This is a genomic window from Oribacterium sp. FC2011 (genome assembly GCF_000701645.1).
In the GTDB taxonomy this organism is placed as follows: Bacteria; Bacillota; Clostridia; order Lachnospirales; family Lachnospiraceae; genus Oribacterium.
The window spans coordinates 105,687-121,284 of record NZ_JNJM01000002.1; the positions used below are offsets into that span (position 1 = coordinate 105,687).

Here is a 15,598-nt window from a genome sequence, read left to right on the forward strand (position 1 = left end):
AGTTGAATTGGTGACAAGATGACGGAAGCCTATTGTTTGAACATGAATATGCAGATGATGAGGGATTGCTTTCATGGATGCTTTCATGCAGGGATAAGGTGACTGTCCTGGAACCGGAGCGGATCAGGGAAAAGCTCTATCAGATCACCTCTGAAATAGCCAAAAGATATGAAGGAGAACGGGAATGAAAAATAAAGCGTTGGTCGTGATAGACCTTCAGAATGACATTACGAAGAATTACAAAAAGATCATAGGGCAGGTAAACAAGGCAATCGATTGGGCAGTGACGGGCGATATGCATGTTATCTATATCAGGCACTACAATTTGTCCGAAAAAACAAGAACCTTCAAGCCGGATACCAAAGGCTCTGAATTGGTTCCTGAACTTAAGGTCGTATCAGAGAATATATTTGAAAAGTCCAAGGCCAGTGCTCTTACGAGTGAAGCGTTTGCCGGATTTATTGAGGAAAACGGGATAGAAGAGTTTTATATTACCGGAGCCGATGCAACAGGCTGTGTTAAATCAACAAGCTATAATCTGGCAAAAGCCGGATATAAGGTATGTGTGATATCCGATTGTGTAACGAGTTATGATCTGAAAAAGATGGACGAGATGTTTAAGTACTATGCGGATAAGGGCTGTGAGGTGCAGCCGCTTGAAAAGTGCATCGGGGACAGTAAGGAACTATAAATATGAAAGTGATTGTTGAGACTGACAGATTGTTTTTGCGTCAGATGAATGAGGATGATTTTGACGCCTTGTATCTGGTCCTTGCAGATACGGAAATCATGAAGCATTATCCATACATCTTTGATGAAAAGAAAGTCAGGGAATGGATAGAACGAAACATGAACCGGTATAATGAGACCGGTTTTGGAATGTGGGCTGTCTGCCTTAAGAAGACCGGGGAAATGATAGGCGACTGCGGACTTACATTACAGAATATAGACGGCGAAATACTTCCGGAGATAGGATATCATATTCGCCGCGATTGTCAGCATAAGGGCTATGCAAAGGAAGCAGCGAAAGGCGTGATGGACTGGGCGCTTGTGAATACGGATTATCCGGCATTGTATTCTTACTGTAAGTATACAAATGAAGCGTCCATCAGAACCGCCGAATCGATAGGGATGAGATTTGAACGTGAGTACCCCGATGAAGCGAATGGAACAACGCACGTGTCGGTATTTTACAGGTAGGAAAACTCATTGCATAAGAAGAGCAATTTGAAGGTTAACAGTACAAATGATTTAAAAAACTAAAAAAATGTTGCGATAACTTGCATAATTCATTCACATCCCGTATTCTTAATCAAAAATGTTTGACTGATTCAATAACGAGATTTTTACCCACAGGAAACGACGTCGAGACGGTTGTTCTTTTGTCCCAAAAGAAACCGGATGATTATCTGGAGGTTGAGATTGATCTGGATGAGTTGGATGCGACAAGTGCTGAGACCAAGGCTACATATGCGGAGATTAGGAAATATGTGGCAGACCATAACGATGGAATGCACGTTTCAACTCTTTATATTACACAGGTAAAAAAGAAATGTGGGATTGAGATTAGAGAGAATGTTTGGTCACATAAGTCTGAGAATGCAAAGCAACCACAGTGTCCGCCTAAGAAGGAAAAGGCTATTGTGGAGGCGCTTAGGGCGGATCAGATGATATAATAAGAATACGTTTATTAAACCTGATAATATAAAACCGTAGTTGTCTGTTGAGTCAGATGGCTGCGGTTTTTCCATACTCTCTTGCATTATCTGGAAAAAGGTCACACTGATAAGTGCTAGACTCAGATTATCTTTTATTGAATTATGGTCGAAAAAAAGATTTAAAAAAGGGTACTCCCGCGATTGGAAGTACCCTTGATTTCAGTTATTTGCATTTGCATTAAGTTGATTCCGTAAGGATTCGATTTCTGCTTTGAGCTGATTATTTTCAGTCTCTAAAGCCGTTTTTTCTTCTGTGAGTGTATTGATCTGCTCATTTTGAGATTCTATGGTTTTATTTTTCTGCTCATAATCGCGCAGGAAACTTGGAAAGTACTTACGCAGGACCAGCGTTTCGATTTCTTTGTATGTAGTTGAAGAAGGATCAATCCTTCCGCTTTGTTGATAGAGAATTCTATTGACACTTACGGTTCTGATATCGTTAAGTTTCAGCACTGAATCATGTGAAATGAAAGAAAACTCACTGCTTTTCAAAAGAAACATATCGCTTTTGGATGCAGGGAAGTCGACCGGATGATAAACATCTGTATGCTTTGCCGGATCATAGGAAAAGATAGGAAGCACATAGAGAAGTTTTTGTTTGACACCAATCACAAGCCCGCGATGTTCATATGACATCTCCGGGATATAATTCTTGCCAAACTCAAACTGGTAGATTTCTCCCTTTTTTATAGACCTTTGCCGGAAGGATTTCTTTCTGTTGTCAGCCCAACGGAAGTCTGACTTCGAAAAGCGATCAAGCTCATCGGAATTGATCGTATTCCCGACGATAATCTCATTTGTTTTGCTTTGTGCCTTAAGATACTCTTTCAATATAGGAATTCTCCTTAGTGTTATAGGAAAAAAATAAGGGTACGGCGCTAACCATACCCTACTCTGGCTAACCAGAGTGACCTCGTCGGTCAAATTATCCTTTCTTATACGGCCTCGTCGGCCAAAAAACACTTTTGCAAGTGCAAAAGAACATTTCAGTTGAGAGACCTCATGTTCCTCTATCTATATTATACACAATTCTGCTGAAAAACCCAGCATTTTTTCATCCTTTTCGGCGCTTCTGTAAAAATATATTATAGTGCCGCTATAGTTTAAAGTCAAGGGAAAAATAGAAATTAAAAGAAGAAAGAATATTTTGTATTTAATTACACATAAAGATGTTGAAGACGCGGGTGTAAATCTTATGAGTTGCAATGCGCCGGGGATTAGTTTTTATATCTCACAGGCTGAAGTGATAAAACTCCTTAACACTAATATGTACAGAGATATAGTACTTATAGATGGTGACATGGATTTTGCTTATTCAAAAACAGTTACAAAAGATGCTCTAATAGAATAAAGAATATTGCTGAGGTAGCCACTCTATGTCATTATGATATTTGGTTGCTCAAGTAAACAACAGTCGAGACTATAGTGTTGCTACAAAAGTCGAACTCGTAGAAATTAAACTGATCCGGAGAAAGCCAAAGGACTGGGAAGACTTCCTGCGGCTGCTTTCAGAAGAGGGATATGAGATCAGACGCGGAAAGAATATCGCAATTAAAGGCCGTGCACAGCAAAGATTTGTCCGTCTCAAATCCTTGGGTGAGGATTATACCGAGGATGCCCTGAAAGAAAAAATATCCCGCGCGAATGTACGGGATTCTTACCGCCAGACACAGCAGCCATGCATTGATCTGCTGATCGACATCCAGAACCGTGCTTTAGGCAAAGGAGCAGGCTATGAGCGCTGAGCGAAGGGCTTCAACCTGAAGCAGAATGCGGATGTGATTTTGCGTCATCAGCAGGAAGAACGGGACGAGAAAATGCAGGGAAAATTATGAGGGACAAGTCAGCAAATATATGGAACAGAAAAGAGGGAGAAGATCATCACCTGCATGACAGGTTGTTCTTCTCCCTCGTTTATTTTGATCTGACTTAGGATTGATTTCTCAACAGATTCCCACGGACTGCACTGAAAACAGAACGATATTTCTGCTGTTCAGAAGCCAGACAGGCGATCCAGTAGGTGGCATGGGCTTCCGGGTCGGTGATGGGCAGTGCAACCCTGTCCGGCGGCAGATAGCCGGCTTTCAGCATCTGGTTCGAATTAAAGAAAGGAAGATTGGAGGCGTCAATCAGTTCTCCCAGGGCGTCCATGCTGTTCTGGATCAGCAGATCTGAGGCATTCAGCTTTTCCAGAGTGACGTCCATCCAGAATCCCACATGGGCTGTCATCAGGATGTGGAGCCCTTTTAATTCTTCAAAAGTGACACTTTCCTGCTTTGCCAGCGGATGATCCTTTGCAATGGAGATATATAACTGTTCATCCAGATATCTCTGGCAAAACAGGTCCTTATCCTTCGGACAGTGATGCAGAACGACCATCTGGTAAAGATGGCTTCGAAGACCGGCAAGCAGCTTATCATCGTTGCTCACAAGCTCAGTGGACAGCGTTTTCCCGGGAAGCTGTTCCTGCAGGATCGGCATCAGGTCATTGATCGGGAACGGTGAACAGGAACCGATGCTGACAGTCCGGAGGCTCCGGTCAAACGCCGTGACCCTTTCGATCATCTCCTGATTTGCTTCCAGAGCTCTTCTGGCATAGTCTGCCGCCAGTTTTCCTGTTTCATTCAGCGAGATCTTGCTGTTTTCCCTGATAAACAAGGATACTCCAAGTACATCCTCCAGCTTCTTCATGGAACGGCTCAAGGACGGTTGCGATATATGCAGTTCTTCAGATGCTTTTAAAAGCGTGCTGCAGCGGGCAACGGCTTCAAACTGCTCCAGCAGGTAGGATTCGATCAGCATGATATCATTTCCTCTCTAGTCTCTTTTACCTCTCAATATATACGTGATACGTATACAATTATAGATATAAAGCAGTGTACTTGCAAGGGATATATCGATAAAATAGCATCATCAAGAGAAAAACGACATATAGCTGTCGAACAACGATAGAATCGAAAGGAGATAAAGACCATGGAATATGTCACACTGAATACCGGAGCAAAGATGCCACTGGAGGGTTTCGGAGTTTTCCAGATCCCGGATGCCGCCGAATGCGAACAGGTTGTTTACGATGCAATCAAAACAGGATACAGACTGCTGGACACTGCCGCTTCCTATGGCAATGAAGAGGCGCTTGGAAAAGGCGTGAAGCATGCCATCGCTGATGGCCTGGTGACCCGGGAAGAGCTTTTCATCACCACCAAGGTCTGGATCACCGACATGAAGACCGAAGATTCGGCTTATGAGGCAGTAAAGACTTCTCTTCGGAAGCTGGACATGCCGTACGTGGATCTGGTCCTGCTTCATCAGGCAATGGGCGATTACTTCGCAGCTTACAGAGGCATTACAAAAGCATATAAGGAAGGTCTCACGAAGGCAATCGGTGTCTCAAATTTCTATCCTTTCGTACTGGTGAACCTGTGTGCCAACGTGGAAGTTATCCCCGCCGTCAATCAGGTGGAGCTGCATCCCTTCTTCCAGCAGGAAGATGCGCTGGCTGTCATGAAGGAGTACGGCATTGCGCCGCAGGCATGGGGCCCTCTCGCCGAAGGAAAGCACGGGATCTTCAAGGATCCGCTGCTTACAGAGATTGGTGCTAAGTATGGCAAGACAGCGGCACAGGTCGTCCTCCGCTGGAATACCCAGCGCGGTGTTTCAATCCTTCCGAAGTCCGTCCATGTGGAGCGCATGGAGCAGAACCTGGATATCTGGGATTTCTCTCTTACGAATGAAGAGATGGAGCAGATCAAGGAAAAAGACCTTGGCCATAGCGAGATCATCAACCATTTTGATCCCCAGCTTGTCAAGTGGCTGCTCAGCTACAAGGCCTGATGACCGTACACTGAGAATAAGGAGCAGAATATGGCAAAAGAACTGGTAGTTTATTTCTCCGTCTATGGCACGGCAAAGATCGTAGCCGAAGAGATCGCAAAACAGACCGGCGCGGATAACGCAGAGATCGAGCCTGTCGTACCCTATGACAGCAACCGGGATCACTACAACGCGCTGGCAAGACTCGCAAAGAAAGAACATGACGAGGATCAGCGGCCTGCAATCAAGAACGAGATCGACATCGAAGGCTATGACAGGATCTATGTCGGTTACCCCATGTGGTGGTACACCTTCCCGATGATCATCTACACCTTTTTCGATAAGTATGATTTTTCCGGGAAGACCATCATCCCTTTCAATACGCATATGGGTTCCGGGGACGGCGGTACCTATGATACGATCCGTGAGTTGGAACCGAATGCAACAGTCGTTGCTGGGCTTCCTGTTGAAATGCGGGATGCGGAAAACGGTCCTGCAAAAGCTGTTGAGAGATGGCTGAAAAATTTACAAGTATAGCGAATAACATATCCGCCCGAAGGTCAGATCTTCCGGCGGATATTGGCATAGGAGGTTTTGGTTTATGAACATATTTACCTATAGTTATCCTGTTAAGGTTTACTTCGGAGAAAAGGCGGCTGCAAGTAGTCTCCCTGCGGAACTTGCCAAGGTCGGGTCGAATGTCCTGCTGGCCTACGGTGGCGGCTCTATCAAGAAGAATGGTGTCTATGACGAGCTGCTGGACATCCTGAAAAAAGCCGGGAAAAGCGTTACTGAGTTTACCGGGATCATGTCCAACCCCACCTATGCCACGGTGCAGGAAGGTGCTGCCCTGGCAAAGGAAAAGAACATCGACTTCATTCTGGCAGTGGGCGGAGGCTCCGTTATCGACTGCTGCAAGATCGTCTCCGCTCAGGCAAAGCTGGACAAAGATATCTGATAAGCAAAAACCGAAAGACATTCCGTTTGACTCTACTTTTCGTAGGTGCCGTTATCAGAAAAACTGATTTACAATCTGTGCATGAGGGAGGTGCCATCATGCGAAGCATGATTTTAATGCACCGACCGATGTGCCGCCGAACGAATGTGAGGGGGCGATACCTATGGAAAGAGGTGAAAGCGAATATGAACCAATATGTTACAGGCGCAGTGATTAAAGAACTGCGGGAAAAGAACAGGATGACACAGCTTCAGCTGGCGGAAAAGCTGGGAGTAAGCGATAAAAGTGTTTCAAAATGGGAAACTTCGAGAGGGCTTCCAGATATTACCCTGCTGGAGTCTATTGCGGAGGCATTCAGCATATCGGTGTCGGAGCTGATATCAGGCAATACCATTCATAATGCGAACGTATCGGCAAATATGCTGCGGTCAAAGTTTTATGTCTGCCCGGTCTGTGGGAATGTAATACACAGCATGGGCGAAGCGTCGATTCATTGTCACGGCATCCAGCTTATGCCTTTAGAGGCGGAACAGACAGATGAGCATCATATGATATTCATCGAGCGTGTTGAGGATGAGTATTATGTGCGGATCGACCACAGCATGACAAAGGACCATTATATTTCTTTTGTGGCGGTAGCCTCATCCGATGATATGCAGATGGTGAAGCTATATCCGGAGGGAAATGCAGAGGTACGGTTTAAGCTCAGGGGAGTCAGTAGAATCTTCTTTTACTGCAATCGCGATGGTCTTTTCTCAATCAAAAACTCCCGGGACATATATTCGGATAAGCGTTAGCAATTATAAGAGACCGCTGATGGAATTCTTAAATCTGTCGGCGGTCTTTTGCTCGATAAAGCCGTCATGCGGGGCTTCGGAGTTTGGACAGCGTGAGCGGAAGCAGTTATTACGGTCAGCTGATGTATAAAATCCTCACCATAAGGATACGTTCATAGTCCTTATGGTGAGGAATTTTAAAATTATATATAAGTGTTACAGTGCGAACATTATGAAGAACCGTTTACGAGTCGAAGTAAGATATAGGAGGATGTTATATGATGAATAAATTACAGTTCAAGGTTATGGTTCTTTCAATACTGGTACTGATGGGAGTCGTTGAAAATCTGGTGTGCTTTGCAGGCCAGAAATCAGATAAAAAAACCGCAAAAGAATCTCCTGCCAAGGTTGAATATGATAAAGCCGTGAAACTCTTTGATGAAGGCAAATATTACAGTGCTGAGCAGGCTTTTATAGAATGCAAATACGGGGATTGGGCAAAGCGTGCCAAGGAGTGTGTTCAGCCTGTCCCTGAAACCGGTGAGTTATGGCATGATAAGAAAAAGAAAAGCGAAGAGACGAATCTGATAATTGTTGTGAATGAAGAAAATCCTGATACTTACAGATACTACGAAGTATATGACCAGAATAAAAAACCGGTTGCATCTCTGTTTGTGGCCGGTGAGAACACTGTCGAAACCTGGTTGCCGGAAGGTTACTACTATGTCAAGGAGGCAACGGGAACAAAATGGTATGGGGATAAAGAACTCTTTGGAGCCGAAGGATCTTACAGGACTATGGTTTTTAACGAAATCGAGGATGACCGCTTTCTCTCCTTATTTGAAGAAGGGTATCAATGTGAGATTACTATTAACAGTTCAGATTCCGGAGGAAAGGAAGTAGAATCAGAAGTAACCGATTGGGATAGCTGGAATGAATGATTATTTAAGATCTTACTTATAACAAATGCACCGGGGATGGTTCTCTCTAGCGAGAACTATCCCCGGTGCATTATTTGTTATGTAATCCTTAGTTCAGTTTCTTCTGAACCTTATCCAGTTCCTTTTTCACATCGTTTCCGTTCAGGGCATTCTGTTCTGCGGCGATTATGTCCTTTTTAGCCTGCGCCCACTCAGCTTTTTCGGTGGGGTAGAACTTGCAGTTATCTAGGATATCGAGCCATGCTTCAAAGGAAGTATCATTCTTTGCCATTTGCTTCACACCGGATTTTACTACTGGAAGGAAACCCTCCGTTTCAACCCATCCTGTATAGTTCTCGGGCGCAAAGAAGAATGTCATGAATTCTCCGATAGCTTCATTTCTTGCATCCTGATCGGAAGCATTGTCATCCTTAAACACCAGGATTCTGTCCATAACACCGATGGAGGATGAGGTCTTACCCTTTGCGGCCGGTATAGCAACAGGAACCATGTTAATGTTTCCGCCCTTTTTCTTAACATAAGCCGGAAGCTGGTTGGGTCCGATCAGCATTGCAACCTTACCTTCCGCAAACATGTCCTGAAGATCATAACGGGTTTGTGTGGCAGGCTTGGGATTGGTGTAGCCCTTATCTACAAGTCCGATGGCGAACTCAAGGGCCTCAACATTTTCGGAAGAGTTAACTGCCCACTTTCCTTTATCATCCACAAATCCGCCGCCGTTTCCCCAGGTATAATAGGAGAATGCGGCCTGACCTTCGTCGGTTGTCATATCGATTCCCCAGGGATAAACTTTCCCTTTGTAGTGTTTCTTTATTTTCTCACAGGCATCTTCAAGTTCATCCCAGGTAGTCGGGTAGTCTATCCCCACTTCCTCAAAGATATCCACATTACAGTATAGCGCACGGGAGGAAGCAAGGTCCGGAAGCGCCCAAACCTTACCGTCAATAGAAGACTCATCAAGGAATGGACTGAAGAAATCATTGTAAAGCTTCGTCGGACAATAATCCTTTACCGGAAGTAGCAGTCCATCCTCAGCATAATCGCTATAGACATCAATATTCAGAATATCCGGAGCATTACCGTTTTTGATGCGCTTGTCCACTTCATCATAGACATCACTCCATGAGACCACCTCCAGGTTCAATTTGATGTTCGGATTTTCCTCTTCGAATTTCTTCACAAAATTCGAACCCTTCATACCGGAGCCCAGGAACCAGTCCTTTGTATCCTGCCCGTACTCGCATATGATCACATCCAGTTCCGTAACGGTATCACTATTCTTTTTTGCATCCTTTGGCAGCAGCGTACCTAATGCTGACTTTTTCATAACTACCGGCTCAGCTGCCATTGATCCTTTATCTGAACTATACCCAAAGCCTGCATACATCGTGATTATCATAGATGCTGCAGCAAAGCCTGCCACAAGTTTCTTCATCATAGCTTTCTCCTTTACTGAACAATCATAAATTCTCTATCTCATTTCTTTATAAAATCTCCCACGGCTGAAAACCTTGGAGCTTTAGCTCCGAGGATGAAAGCCGCTTTGCTAAATTAACATCTCGCCTAAGCGAGATAAACAAGATATAATTCTATCCCATGAATAAAGAATATAAACATGGAAATCGAAATAAATATCTACTTCGTTACCACTTAATTTTAGTATGTAAAATATCGCAGACATTTGCTAAGTGCTAATAATATCTCTTCAGATATGAAGACACTTACTAAAACTATCTCTAACAAACATAATGTTCTGATACATTATATGGAAGTTGACAAAGATCACTTACATATGATGATAGAAACAACACCTAATATTAATTTGTCAGATTATGTAAGAACTTTAAAATCGTACACTACATTTCACATTTGGAAGAAATATTCTCCCTATCTCAGCAAATGCTTTTGGAAAGAGAAAACATTTTGGTCAGATGGATATTTAATAAGTAGTATTGGTGAAGTGAGTAGTGATACTCTTAAACATTACATAGAGAATCAAGGAAAGAACACTTGACAATATACAACAATGTTGTACAATGATCTCAAGAGGTAATACTTATGACAATTTTAGAGTTACGTCAAAAAACAGGACTTTCACAAAGTCAATTTGCTAAACGTTTCCATCTTAATGTGCGTACAGTACAAACATGGGAACAAGGTACTCGTAAAACGCCGGATTATGTAATATGGCTAATAACTAAAGTGATTGAATTGGAGGAAATAGTAAATGCTAAAAGGGATGGAATTTAGAATCTATCCAAACAGAATACAAGAAACCATTATCCAAAAAACATTTGGCTGCTCAAGAGTTGTATATAACTCAGGTCTTGCTCTTCGTATTGAAGAATACAAGAATGGTAATTCTGTTGGATATAAAGAAACTAATTCCATGCTCACTTCCATGAAGAAAACTGAAGAGTATTCATGGCTTAAAGAAGTTGATTCTATTGCCTTGCAGCAATCTCTTAGAGATTTAGATAAGGCATACAAGAACTTCTTTGCAAAGAGAGCTTCGTTTCCTAAATTCAAATCAAAACATAATCACAACAAAAGTTATCGCACACAAAATGTTGGTGGTAATATTTCAGTTACAGGAAAGTATATAAAACTTCCTAAACTTGGATATGTAAAAGCTAAGATTTCAATGCCCGTTGATGGAAAAATCAATAATGCTACTGTCAAACAGACACCTAGCGGTAAATACTTTTGTGTACTTAATGTTGAAGTGCCTGATGTATTCTATTCCAATGATGGCTGTATGATTGGATTGGATGTTGGTATCAAAACCTTCTATACAGATAGTAATGATAATTCAATTTCCAACCCTAAAACTTTGGCTAAATCTGAAAAGAAACTTGTTAAGGAACAACGCAGGCTTTCCAGAATGGTTAAAGGTTCAGCAAATTGGAATAAGCAGCGCATCAAAGTTGCAAGGATACATGAAAAGATTACAAATCAGAGAAATGACTTTTTACATAAAGAGTCAACAAGGCTGGTGAAAGAAAACCAAATCATCTGCATTGAAGACCTTAATGTAAAAGGAATGGTTCGTAATCATAAACTCGCTAAATCTATAAGCGATGTATCATGGTCGAAGTTCTTTGATATGCTTGAATACAAAGCATTTTTCTATGGTACTGAGATAATCAAAGTTCCAAGATTCTATCCAAGCAGCCAGACTTGCGGTTGCTGTGGATATAAAAATCCGAACATTAAAAATCTCAGCATCAGAGAATGGACTTGTCCTGTTTGTGGCACATACCACGATCGTGATGGTAATGCTGCAAAAAACATACTAAAAATGGGTCTGTCACTACGTATGACAGCTTAACGAATAACAAGGTAGGCACGGGCTGTGCCGAACCAAACGCTTGTGGACATCGTTGGGAAAACTGCTCTCTACGGAGAGTGTGACAATAACCATGGTGGTTGAAGCAAGAATCCCATCAAGCTTTAGCTTGTGGGAGTGTCAAGTAGTCACATATCTTCACGAAATAAAAATCATCCGCATTCACTTCCGTACCATAGTAAAGATCCTTGTCAAAGACATCATAGCCTGCTCTGTCATATATGTACTCCGCAGTGCTATCATGCTCAGCCTTGGCAAGCTCTTCGGGATTTTCTTTCATAAATACCATGGTGAGTCCGTCATAGTCCTTAGGAATCCGGAAAATGTGCTTATAGTATTCTGTGCATTCCCAGGTATAATGCATTCCATCAGACTTCTGACCGGCCTCCTTATATTCATTGTCATATACAGCATCTTTGGTTTCGCCTTTATAATCATATATTGTGTAGCTTTCCCCATCCCATTTAACAGTAGTGACTCCCGGGTCATAGTCTTCCTCGGGACGGTAATCCCACCAGTGGTAACAGCCCAAAAGATTTCCGGTATATAAATCCACGAAATCAGGCATACTATAGTATGCATTGGCAAGCCATCTTATGGATTTGTCCTTAGAAACAACTTCCCTGAATCTTTTGACAGTGTAGGGTACGGTCACTTCGATGTAACCTTCTTTGTCCGGTTTTGTTGCGGTAATATCATCAAGTTCTACTTTAACCTCCGTGTACTTTGGCTTTACATTTTTGTTTTGTATGAAATTTCCGGATTCATCAGCCAGAGTCAAAAAGCCCACCTGTGTCAATGTCTCCTTTGGGTCCACAAATTCAAACTTATTTTCTTCGGCATATATCTTTTTAGAATCCTTACCGGACTTTCCAACCAGATTGTCCCATGCAGTTGAACCTTCCTTTGATTTGGAAGTCTTTTTTGATGCCAGAACTGTATTCTTTGATTCTGCAGGAGTAAAAGCTGTAAGAGAGAGGCATATTGATGCCAACAGAGCTGCACTGACTATATTCTTTATCCTCTTTGAACTTGACTTATTTTGTTTCTTTTTCACGATATATCCCTCCGCACTTGATTAATCGGGAATCCTTTCCCAAGACCACTATATTTAATATATCGACAGAAAATCCGTTTATAAAACCGGCTGCTGGTGATTTAAGGAATTTTTGTCATAAAAAAACGTGTAAATCATTAATGTCTTATACAGAATTATCTCCGTGTCGAAATAAGATACAAGGTATGTTGTCGTTTAGGTCAAATATTTTCATGTTTTTGACAACATAAAGATAAATTTTGGGTATTCCATAAAAAGAGTGGTTTTGATGACGATGAAGATGCGATAAGCAAGTGATGAAAATCAACGAGGTGACGCTATGTTCTGTACAAACTGTGGTAATAATATATCTGATAATTTAAGCTTCTGTCCCAACTGCGGTACTCCCGCAAAGATCAGACCGGGTGCACCGGGAGTTCAGCCGGATCCAAACGTTCAGAATGCCGGAATGACATTTGGGGCAGCTCAGGGGCCGTACAATGCAAACCGGCAGCCGATGGGAAATACCGGCACATATGGCTCGGCATCCGGAAGCTCCCAAGGGCAGTATACCGGAATGTCTTCCGGAAATCCTTACATGGGAAACCAATACATGGGAGGTTCACAGGGACAATACACAGGTATGCCCTCAGGAAATCCTTCGATGGGGAATCAATACTCCGGTAATCCCGCTGCCCCCACCGGTGAGCCTGTGCTCGTCCAGGATCCATCACTCCCCGAAGGTATCTTCCGCGACAGCAATGGTGCCTTCCACTGGCAGTACGAGCTTAATATGATCACCAACCCAGTGATTCTTTTTATGATCATCAAGATCTTCTTTGGAGTTTGTTTAGGTGTGGGATTAATGCTGTCTCTCATGATGCTCATTGTGGATGGTGATTTTGAAGATGCATTTAGGAACTTTCTGATAGTCACCTTCGGAATAGGCGGATTTATGATAGTACTTGGTATCATCGCCTATTATATTATTGTTGCTATAAAAGGCGGGAAATATACGGTGGTACATACAATGGATGAAACCTCCGTACAGCATCTTCAGACTCCTGCCGAAAGGGATCAGAGTCAGAAAATGAAAACCCTCCTTTTCGTTATGGGAATGCTTAGTGATAGTCCCTCAGCCGTAGGCCTTTCCATGGGTGCAAGAGATGAAATGGAGTCCGAGTACAAAGATGTGAAAAAGGTCATTGCCTCAAGAAGACAGGATCTTATAAAGGTAAACAATGTGCTCCAGCATAATCACATATATGCTTACCCCCATCAGTACGAATTTGTTTTTAACTACATAGCTTCCCATTGTCCCAATGCAAAAATTAAATGGAGGTAAGCAATATGTTTTGCGAAAAATGCGGTGCAAAACTTGATGATAGCGAGAAGATCTGCCATGTATGCGGAGCACCTACAGATGAGGATGAAGATGATTTAATAACATCAGACAATATGTCTCAGCCTCAAGATTCTATCGGATCAGTGCCCGGTAGTTCCTCCGGAAGTTTTTTATATTCAGGTCAGTACAACTCAAACCCTGCCCAGGGAAATCCTTTACAAACGGGATCATGGCAAAGCTTCAATCCGCAGCAGCAGTTCTTCAGCCTTGATACCTTATAAAGAATCACCGCCGAGTCGAAATAAGACATAAGGTATGCTGTCATTTAGGTCAGTAATTTTTATTTAGCATAATATATAGGTTGAACTTAAGTCTTACATTATCTTAGGATGCTTATCTTAAAAAAGGTTCAGCCATGGCCGGAAGAAGTGATTTGAATTGATGATCGATAAGCTTAATAGGATATAGAGGTTGTTGAATGGTGCCTGATCCACGAGTTATTACGAGAGCAATTAAAAAAAGAAAAGCTACAGCGGCAATGTTAATTACCGTATTATCCGTAGTACCGGTATTTTCTTCATATGCAGATACTCAGGGAATCATTGAACTGAACCTGGAAACATATCCTGCAGTTCCGGCTGCTAACGATATTTTGCAGAAAGCATTCTCAGATAACTCCGATTCGGCATCGGAAACAACAGGAATCTTTACGGAAGCCAATGTCTCTGATTTGGACATAACGGGAATCCTTACAGAAAATAATGCCTCTGTTGCAGAAATAATAGATGCTGCTGATGAAACATCAGAGGCAGTAACAGAGGCAATTGAGGAAACGGAAACCGCTGCTATAGACTCGACTGATATGTCGCAAACGACTATCGGTCCGACGTTACCGGCAGATTATGAAAAGACAGAAGAGGAACTTCTTTGGGAACTGGAGAACAAAGCGTGGATTGAAGAACAGTTAAGACTTCAGAACGAAGCTCTTCACGCCCTTCAGATAGGAGAATATTTCAAGGACTCAGTTCTTGTGGGAGATTCGGTGGCAGAGGGGTTTTCCTTATATGCCATGAGAAATGCTGCATTTCCCATATTCCAGAATCTTAAGTTTCTGACCAAGGTAAGTTATTCGGTTCATAATGCCTTCATGTCGAAATCCTATAATCCAAGATACCAGGGAGGGCAGATGTACGCATGGGAAGCCATGAAGCTTATGGGGGCAAAACATGTTTATACCTTTTTCGGGCTGAATGATCTTGGTTCAGGTGTAGATAACACAGTGGCTCAGTATCTTAAGTATATTGGCAGAGTACAGCAGGAGATTCCCGATATAAAGATCACCATAGTGAGTACAACACCTATGTATAAGGGCTCAGAAAAGAAGGCCCTCAACAATGCCAACATCCGGGCGCTGAATGCACAGATGGCAGAACTGGCAGCCCAAAACGGTTGGGGATATATAGATGTAGCCTCAAGGCTCTGTGACAGTGACGGATGTCTGGCAAAGCAGTATTGCAGCGACAAGTATGTTCATCAGACAAACTCCGCCTACGTGATCTGGCAGGCTGCATTTGAGGAGTATGCTGAGGCGCACCTTGATGATTCTTAAGTCAACGCTTAAAAAAGTCGATATATTTCAAGGTCACAAATTGTGACCTTGAA

At 42.6% G+C, this 15,598-nt stretch carries 19 protein-coding genes and 2 pseudogenes; 17 read left to right on the forward strand and 4 right to left on the reverse strand.

What is annotated here, in order from left to right; genetic code table 11:
* Nucleotides 1–29 precede the first annotated feature (29 nt).
* The 4 genes and pseudogenes from T357_RS20750 to T357_RS0101875 all read left to right on the forward strand — a co-directional run.
* Nucleotides 30–188, forward strand: a pseudogene (locus T357_RS20750) (DNA-binding transcriptional regulator); the annotation flags it as partial.
* Nucleotides 185–691, forward strand: a complete 507-nt coding sequence (locus T357_RS0101865; protein WP_031548071.1) for a cysteine hydrolase family protein — start codon at nucleotides 185–187, stop codon at nucleotides 689–691. The pseudogene T357_RS20750 and the gene T357_RS0101865, both read left to right, overlap by 4 nt.
* A gap of 2 nt (nucleotides 692–693) precedes the next feature.
* Nucleotides 694–1,200 (forward strand): GNAT family N-acetyltransferase, encoded by a 507-nt coding sequence (locus T357_RS0101870; protein WP_330373073.1) that lies wholly within the window; start codon nucleotides 694–696, stop codon nucleotides 1,198–1,200.
* 182 nt (nucleotides 1,201–1,382) lie between these two features.
* The gene (locus T357_RS0101875) at nucleotides 1,383–1,676 is read left to right on the forward strand and encodes a hypothetical protein (RefSeq protein WP_031548075.1); all 294 of its coding nucleotides are present in this window, start codon (nucleotides 1,383–1,385) and stop codon (nucleotides 1,674–1,676) included.
* A gap of 201 nt (nucleotides 1,677–1,877) precedes the next feature.
* On the opposite strand, the gene T357_RS0101880 is transcribed toward T357_RS0101875, so the two are convergent.
* The gene (locus T357_RS0101880) at nucleotides 1,878–2,549 is read right to left on the reverse strand and encodes a bZIP transcription factor (protein ID WP_031548077.1); all 672 of its coding nucleotides are present in this window, start codon (nucleotides 2,547–2,549) and stop codon (nucleotides 1,878–1,880) included.
* Between the two features lie 364 nt (nucleotides 2,550–2,913).
* Here T357_RS0101880 and T357_RS0101885 point away from each other — a divergent pair, with 364 nt between their 5' ends.
* On the forward strand, nucleotides 2,914–3,069 hold the full coding sequence (locus T357_RS0101885; RefSeq protein WP_155991191.1) for a hypothetical protein: 156 nt from the start codon (nucleotides 2,914–2,916) through the stop codon (nucleotides 3,067–3,069).
* Between the two features lie 40 nt (nucleotides 3,070–3,109).
* Nucleotides 3,110–3,463, forward strand: coding sequence for a relaxase family protein (locus tag T357_RS0101890; RefSeq protein WP_031548080.1), 354 nt, complete (start codon nucleotides 3,110–3,112; stop codon nucleotides 3,461–3,463).
* A gap of 184 nt (nucleotides 3,464–3,647) precedes the next feature.
* On the opposite strand, the gene T357_RS0101900 is transcribed toward T357_RS0101890, so the two are convergent.
* Nucleotides 3,648–4,520 carry a LysR family transcriptional regulator gene (locus T357_RS0101900; RefSeq protein ID WP_049962209.1) on the reverse strand — a complete coding sequence of 291 codons (873 nt, stop codon included), beginning with the start codon at nucleotides 4,518–4,520 and terminating at the stop codon, nucleotides 3,648–3,650.
* A gap of 171 nt (nucleotides 4,521–4,691) precedes the next feature.
* Here T357_RS0101900 and T357_RS0101905 point away from each other — a divergent pair, with 171 nt between their 5' ends.
* From T357_RS0101905 to T357_RS0101925, 5 genes are all read left to right on the forward strand, one after another.
* On the forward strand, nucleotides 4,692–5,552 hold the full coding sequence (locus T357_RS0101905) for an aldo/keto reductase (protein ID WP_031548084.1): 861 nt from the start codon (nucleotides 4,692–4,694) through the stop codon (nucleotides 5,550–5,552).
* 30 nt (nucleotides 5,553–5,582) lie between these two features.
* On the forward strand, nucleotides 5,583–6,068 hold the full coding sequence (locus tag T357_RS0101910) for a flavodoxin (protein ID WP_049962210.1): 486 nt from the start codon (nucleotides 5,583–5,585) through the stop codon (nucleotides 6,066–6,068).
* A 64-nt stretch (nucleotides 6,069–6,132) separates the two neighbouring features.
* Nucleotides 6,133–6,489, forward strand: a complete 357-nt coding sequence (locus T357_RS0101915; RefSeq protein ID WP_031548089.1) for an iron-containing alcohol dehydrogenase — start codon at nucleotides 6,133–6,135, stop codon at nucleotides 6,487–6,489.
* 185 nt (nucleotides 6,490–6,674) lie between these two features.
* The gene (locus tag T357_RS0101920; RefSeq protein ID WP_031548091.1) at nucleotides 6,675–7,286 is read left to right on the forward strand and encodes a helix-turn-helix domain-containing protein; all 612 of its coding nucleotides are present in this window, start codon (nucleotides 6,675–6,677) and stop codon (nucleotides 7,284–7,286) included.
* Between the two features lie 257 nt (nucleotides 7,287–7,543).
* A complete protein-coding gene (locus tag T357_RS0101925; protein WP_031548092.1) occupies nucleotides 7,544–8,206 on the forward strand; it encodes an outer membrane protein assembly factor BamD in 663 nt (220 codons plus the stop codon).
* 88 nt (nucleotides 8,207–8,294) lie between these two features.
* Here T357_RS0101925 and T357_RS0101930 read toward each other — a convergent pair whose 3' ends face one another.
* Nucleotides 8,295–9,644 (reverse strand): ABC transporter substrate-binding protein, encoded by a 1,350-nt coding sequence (locus T357_RS0101930; RefSeq protein WP_049962211.1) that lies wholly within the window; start codon nucleotides 9,642–9,644, stop codon nucleotides 8,295–8,297.
* 158 nt (nucleotides 9,645–9,802) lie between these two features.
* On the opposite strand from T357_RS0101930, the pseudogene tnpA reads away from it, so the two are divergent.
* The 3 genes and pseudogenes from tnpA to tnpB all read left to right on the forward strand — a co-directional run bounded on the left by tnpA (nucleotide 9,803) and on the right by tnpB (nucleotide 11,537).
* A pseudogene (tnpA, locus tag T357_RS22105) lies at nucleotides 9,803–10,220 on the forward strand (IS200/IS605 family transposase).
* A 44-nt stretch (nucleotides 10,221–10,264) separates the two neighbouring features.
* Entirely contained in the window at nucleotides 10,265–10,456 is a 192-nt protein-coding gene (locus T357_RS18915) for a helix-turn-helix domain-containing protein (RefSeq protein ID WP_044915878.1), read from the forward strand.
* Nucleotides 10,434–11,537 carry an IS200/IS605 family element RNA-guided endonuclease TnpB gene (gene tnpB, locus T357_RS0101945; protein WP_031548098.1) on the forward strand — a complete coding sequence of 368 codons (1,104 nt, stop codon included), beginning with the start codon at nucleotides 10,434–10,436 and terminating at the stop codon, nucleotides 11,535–11,537. Before T357_RS18915 ends, tnpB begins: the two co-directional genes overlap by 23 nt.
* 115 nt (nucleotides 11,538–11,652) lie before the next feature.
* Here tnpB and T357_RS0101950 read toward each other — a convergent pair whose 3' ends face one another.
* Nucleotides 11,653–12,612, reverse strand: coding sequence for a hypothetical protein (locus T357_RS0101950; protein ID WP_031548100.1), 960 nt, complete (start codon nucleotides 12,610–12,612; stop codon nucleotides 11,653–11,655).
* Nucleotides 12,613–12,931: 319 nt separating this feature from the next.
* Between T357_RS0101950 and T357_RS0101955 the strand changes: the two genes are divergently transcribed.
* The 3 genes from T357_RS0101955 to T357_RS19860 all read left to right on the forward strand — a co-directional run bounded on the left by T357_RS0101955 (nucleotide 12,932) and on the right by T357_RS19860 (nucleotide 15,545).
* A complete protein-coding gene (locus T357_RS0101955; protein ID WP_031548102.1) occupies nucleotides 12,932–13,936 on the forward strand; it encodes a zinc ribbon domain-containing protein in 1,005 nt (334 codons plus the stop codon).
* A gap of 5 nt (nucleotides 13,937–13,941) precedes the next feature.
* Nucleotides 13,942–14,217: a zinc ribbon domain-containing protein gene (locus tag T357_RS0101960; protein ID WP_031548104.1), complete on the forward strand. Its 276-nt coding sequence runs from the start codon at nucleotides 13,942–13,944 to the stop codon at nucleotides 14,215–14,217.
* Nucleotides 14,218–14,414: 197 nt separating this feature from the next.
* Nucleotides 14,415–15,545 carry a GDSL-type esterase/lipase family protein gene (locus tag T357_RS19860; RefSeq protein WP_049962212.1) on the forward strand — a complete coding sequence of 377 codons (1,131 nt, stop codon included), beginning with the start codon at nucleotides 14,415–14,417 and terminating at the stop codon, nucleotides 15,543–15,545.
* The last annotated feature ends 53 nt before the right edge of the window (nucleotides 15,546–15,598 follow it).

What these genes read in the sequence shown, in the direction of transcription:
- T357_RS0101865 (WP_031548071.1), top strand. Translation starts at nt 185, where the DNA reads ATGAAAAATAAAGCGTTGGTCGTGATAGACCTTCAGAATGACATTACG.
- T357_RS0101870 (WP_330373073.1), top strand. Translation starts at nt 694, where the DNA reads ATGAAAGTGATTGTTGAGACTGACAGATTGTTTTTGCGTCAGATGAAT.
- T357_RS0101885 (WP_155991191.1), top strand. Translation starts at nt 2,914, where the DNA reads ATGAGTTGCAATGCGCCGGGGATTAGTTTTTATATCTCACAGGCTGAA.
- T357_RS0101900 (WP_049962209.1), bottom strand. Translation starts at nt 4,520, where the DNA reads ATGCTGATCGAATCCTACCTGCTGGAGCAGTTTGAAGCCGTTGCCCGC.
- T357_RS0101905 (WP_031548084.1), top strand. Translation starts at nt 4,692, where the DNA reads ATGGAATATGTCACACTGAATACCGGAGCAAAGATGCCACTGGAGGGT.
- T357_RS0101910 (WP_049962210.1), top strand. Translation starts at nt 5,583, where the DNA reads ATGGCAAAAGAACTGGTAGTTTATTTCTCCGTCTATGGCACGGCAAAG.
- T357_RS0101915 (WP_031548089.1), top strand. Translation starts at nt 6,133, where the DNA reads ATGAACATATTTACCTATAGTTATCCTGTTAAGGTTTACTTCGGAGAA.
- T357_RS0101920 (WP_031548091.1), top strand. Translation starts at nt 6,675, where the DNA reads ATGAACCAATATGTTACAGGCGCAGTGATTAAAGAACTGCGGGAAAAG.
- T357_RS0101925 (WP_031548092.1), top strand. Translation starts at nt 7,544, where the DNA reads ATGATGAATAAATTACAGTTCAAGGTTATGGTTCTTTCAATACTGGTA.
- T357_RS0101930 (WP_049962211.1), bottom strand. Translation starts at nt 9,644, where the DNA reads ATGATGAAGAAACTTGTGGCAGGCTTTGCTGCAGCATCTATGATAATC.
- T357_RS18915 (WP_044915878.1), top strand. Translation starts at nt 10,265, where the DNA reads ATGACAATTTTAGAGTTACGTCAAAAAACAGGACTTTCACAAAGTCAA.
- tnpB (WP_031548098.1), top strand. Translation starts at nt 10,434, where the DNA reads ATGCTAAAAGGGATGGAATTTAGAATCTATCCAAACAGAATACAAGAA.
- T357_RS0101955 (WP_031548102.1), top strand. Translation starts at nt 12,932, where the DNA reads ATGTTCTGTACAAACTGTGGTAATAATATATCTGATAATTTAAGCTTC.
- T357_RS0101960 (WP_031548104.1), top strand. Translation starts at nt 13,942, where the DNA reads ATGTTTTGCGAAAAATGCGGTGCAAAACTTGATGATAGCGAGAAGATC.
- T357_RS19860 (WP_049962212.1), top strand. Translation starts at nt 14,415, where the DNA reads ATGGTGCCTGATCCACGAGTTATTACGAGAGCAATTAAAAAAAGAAAA.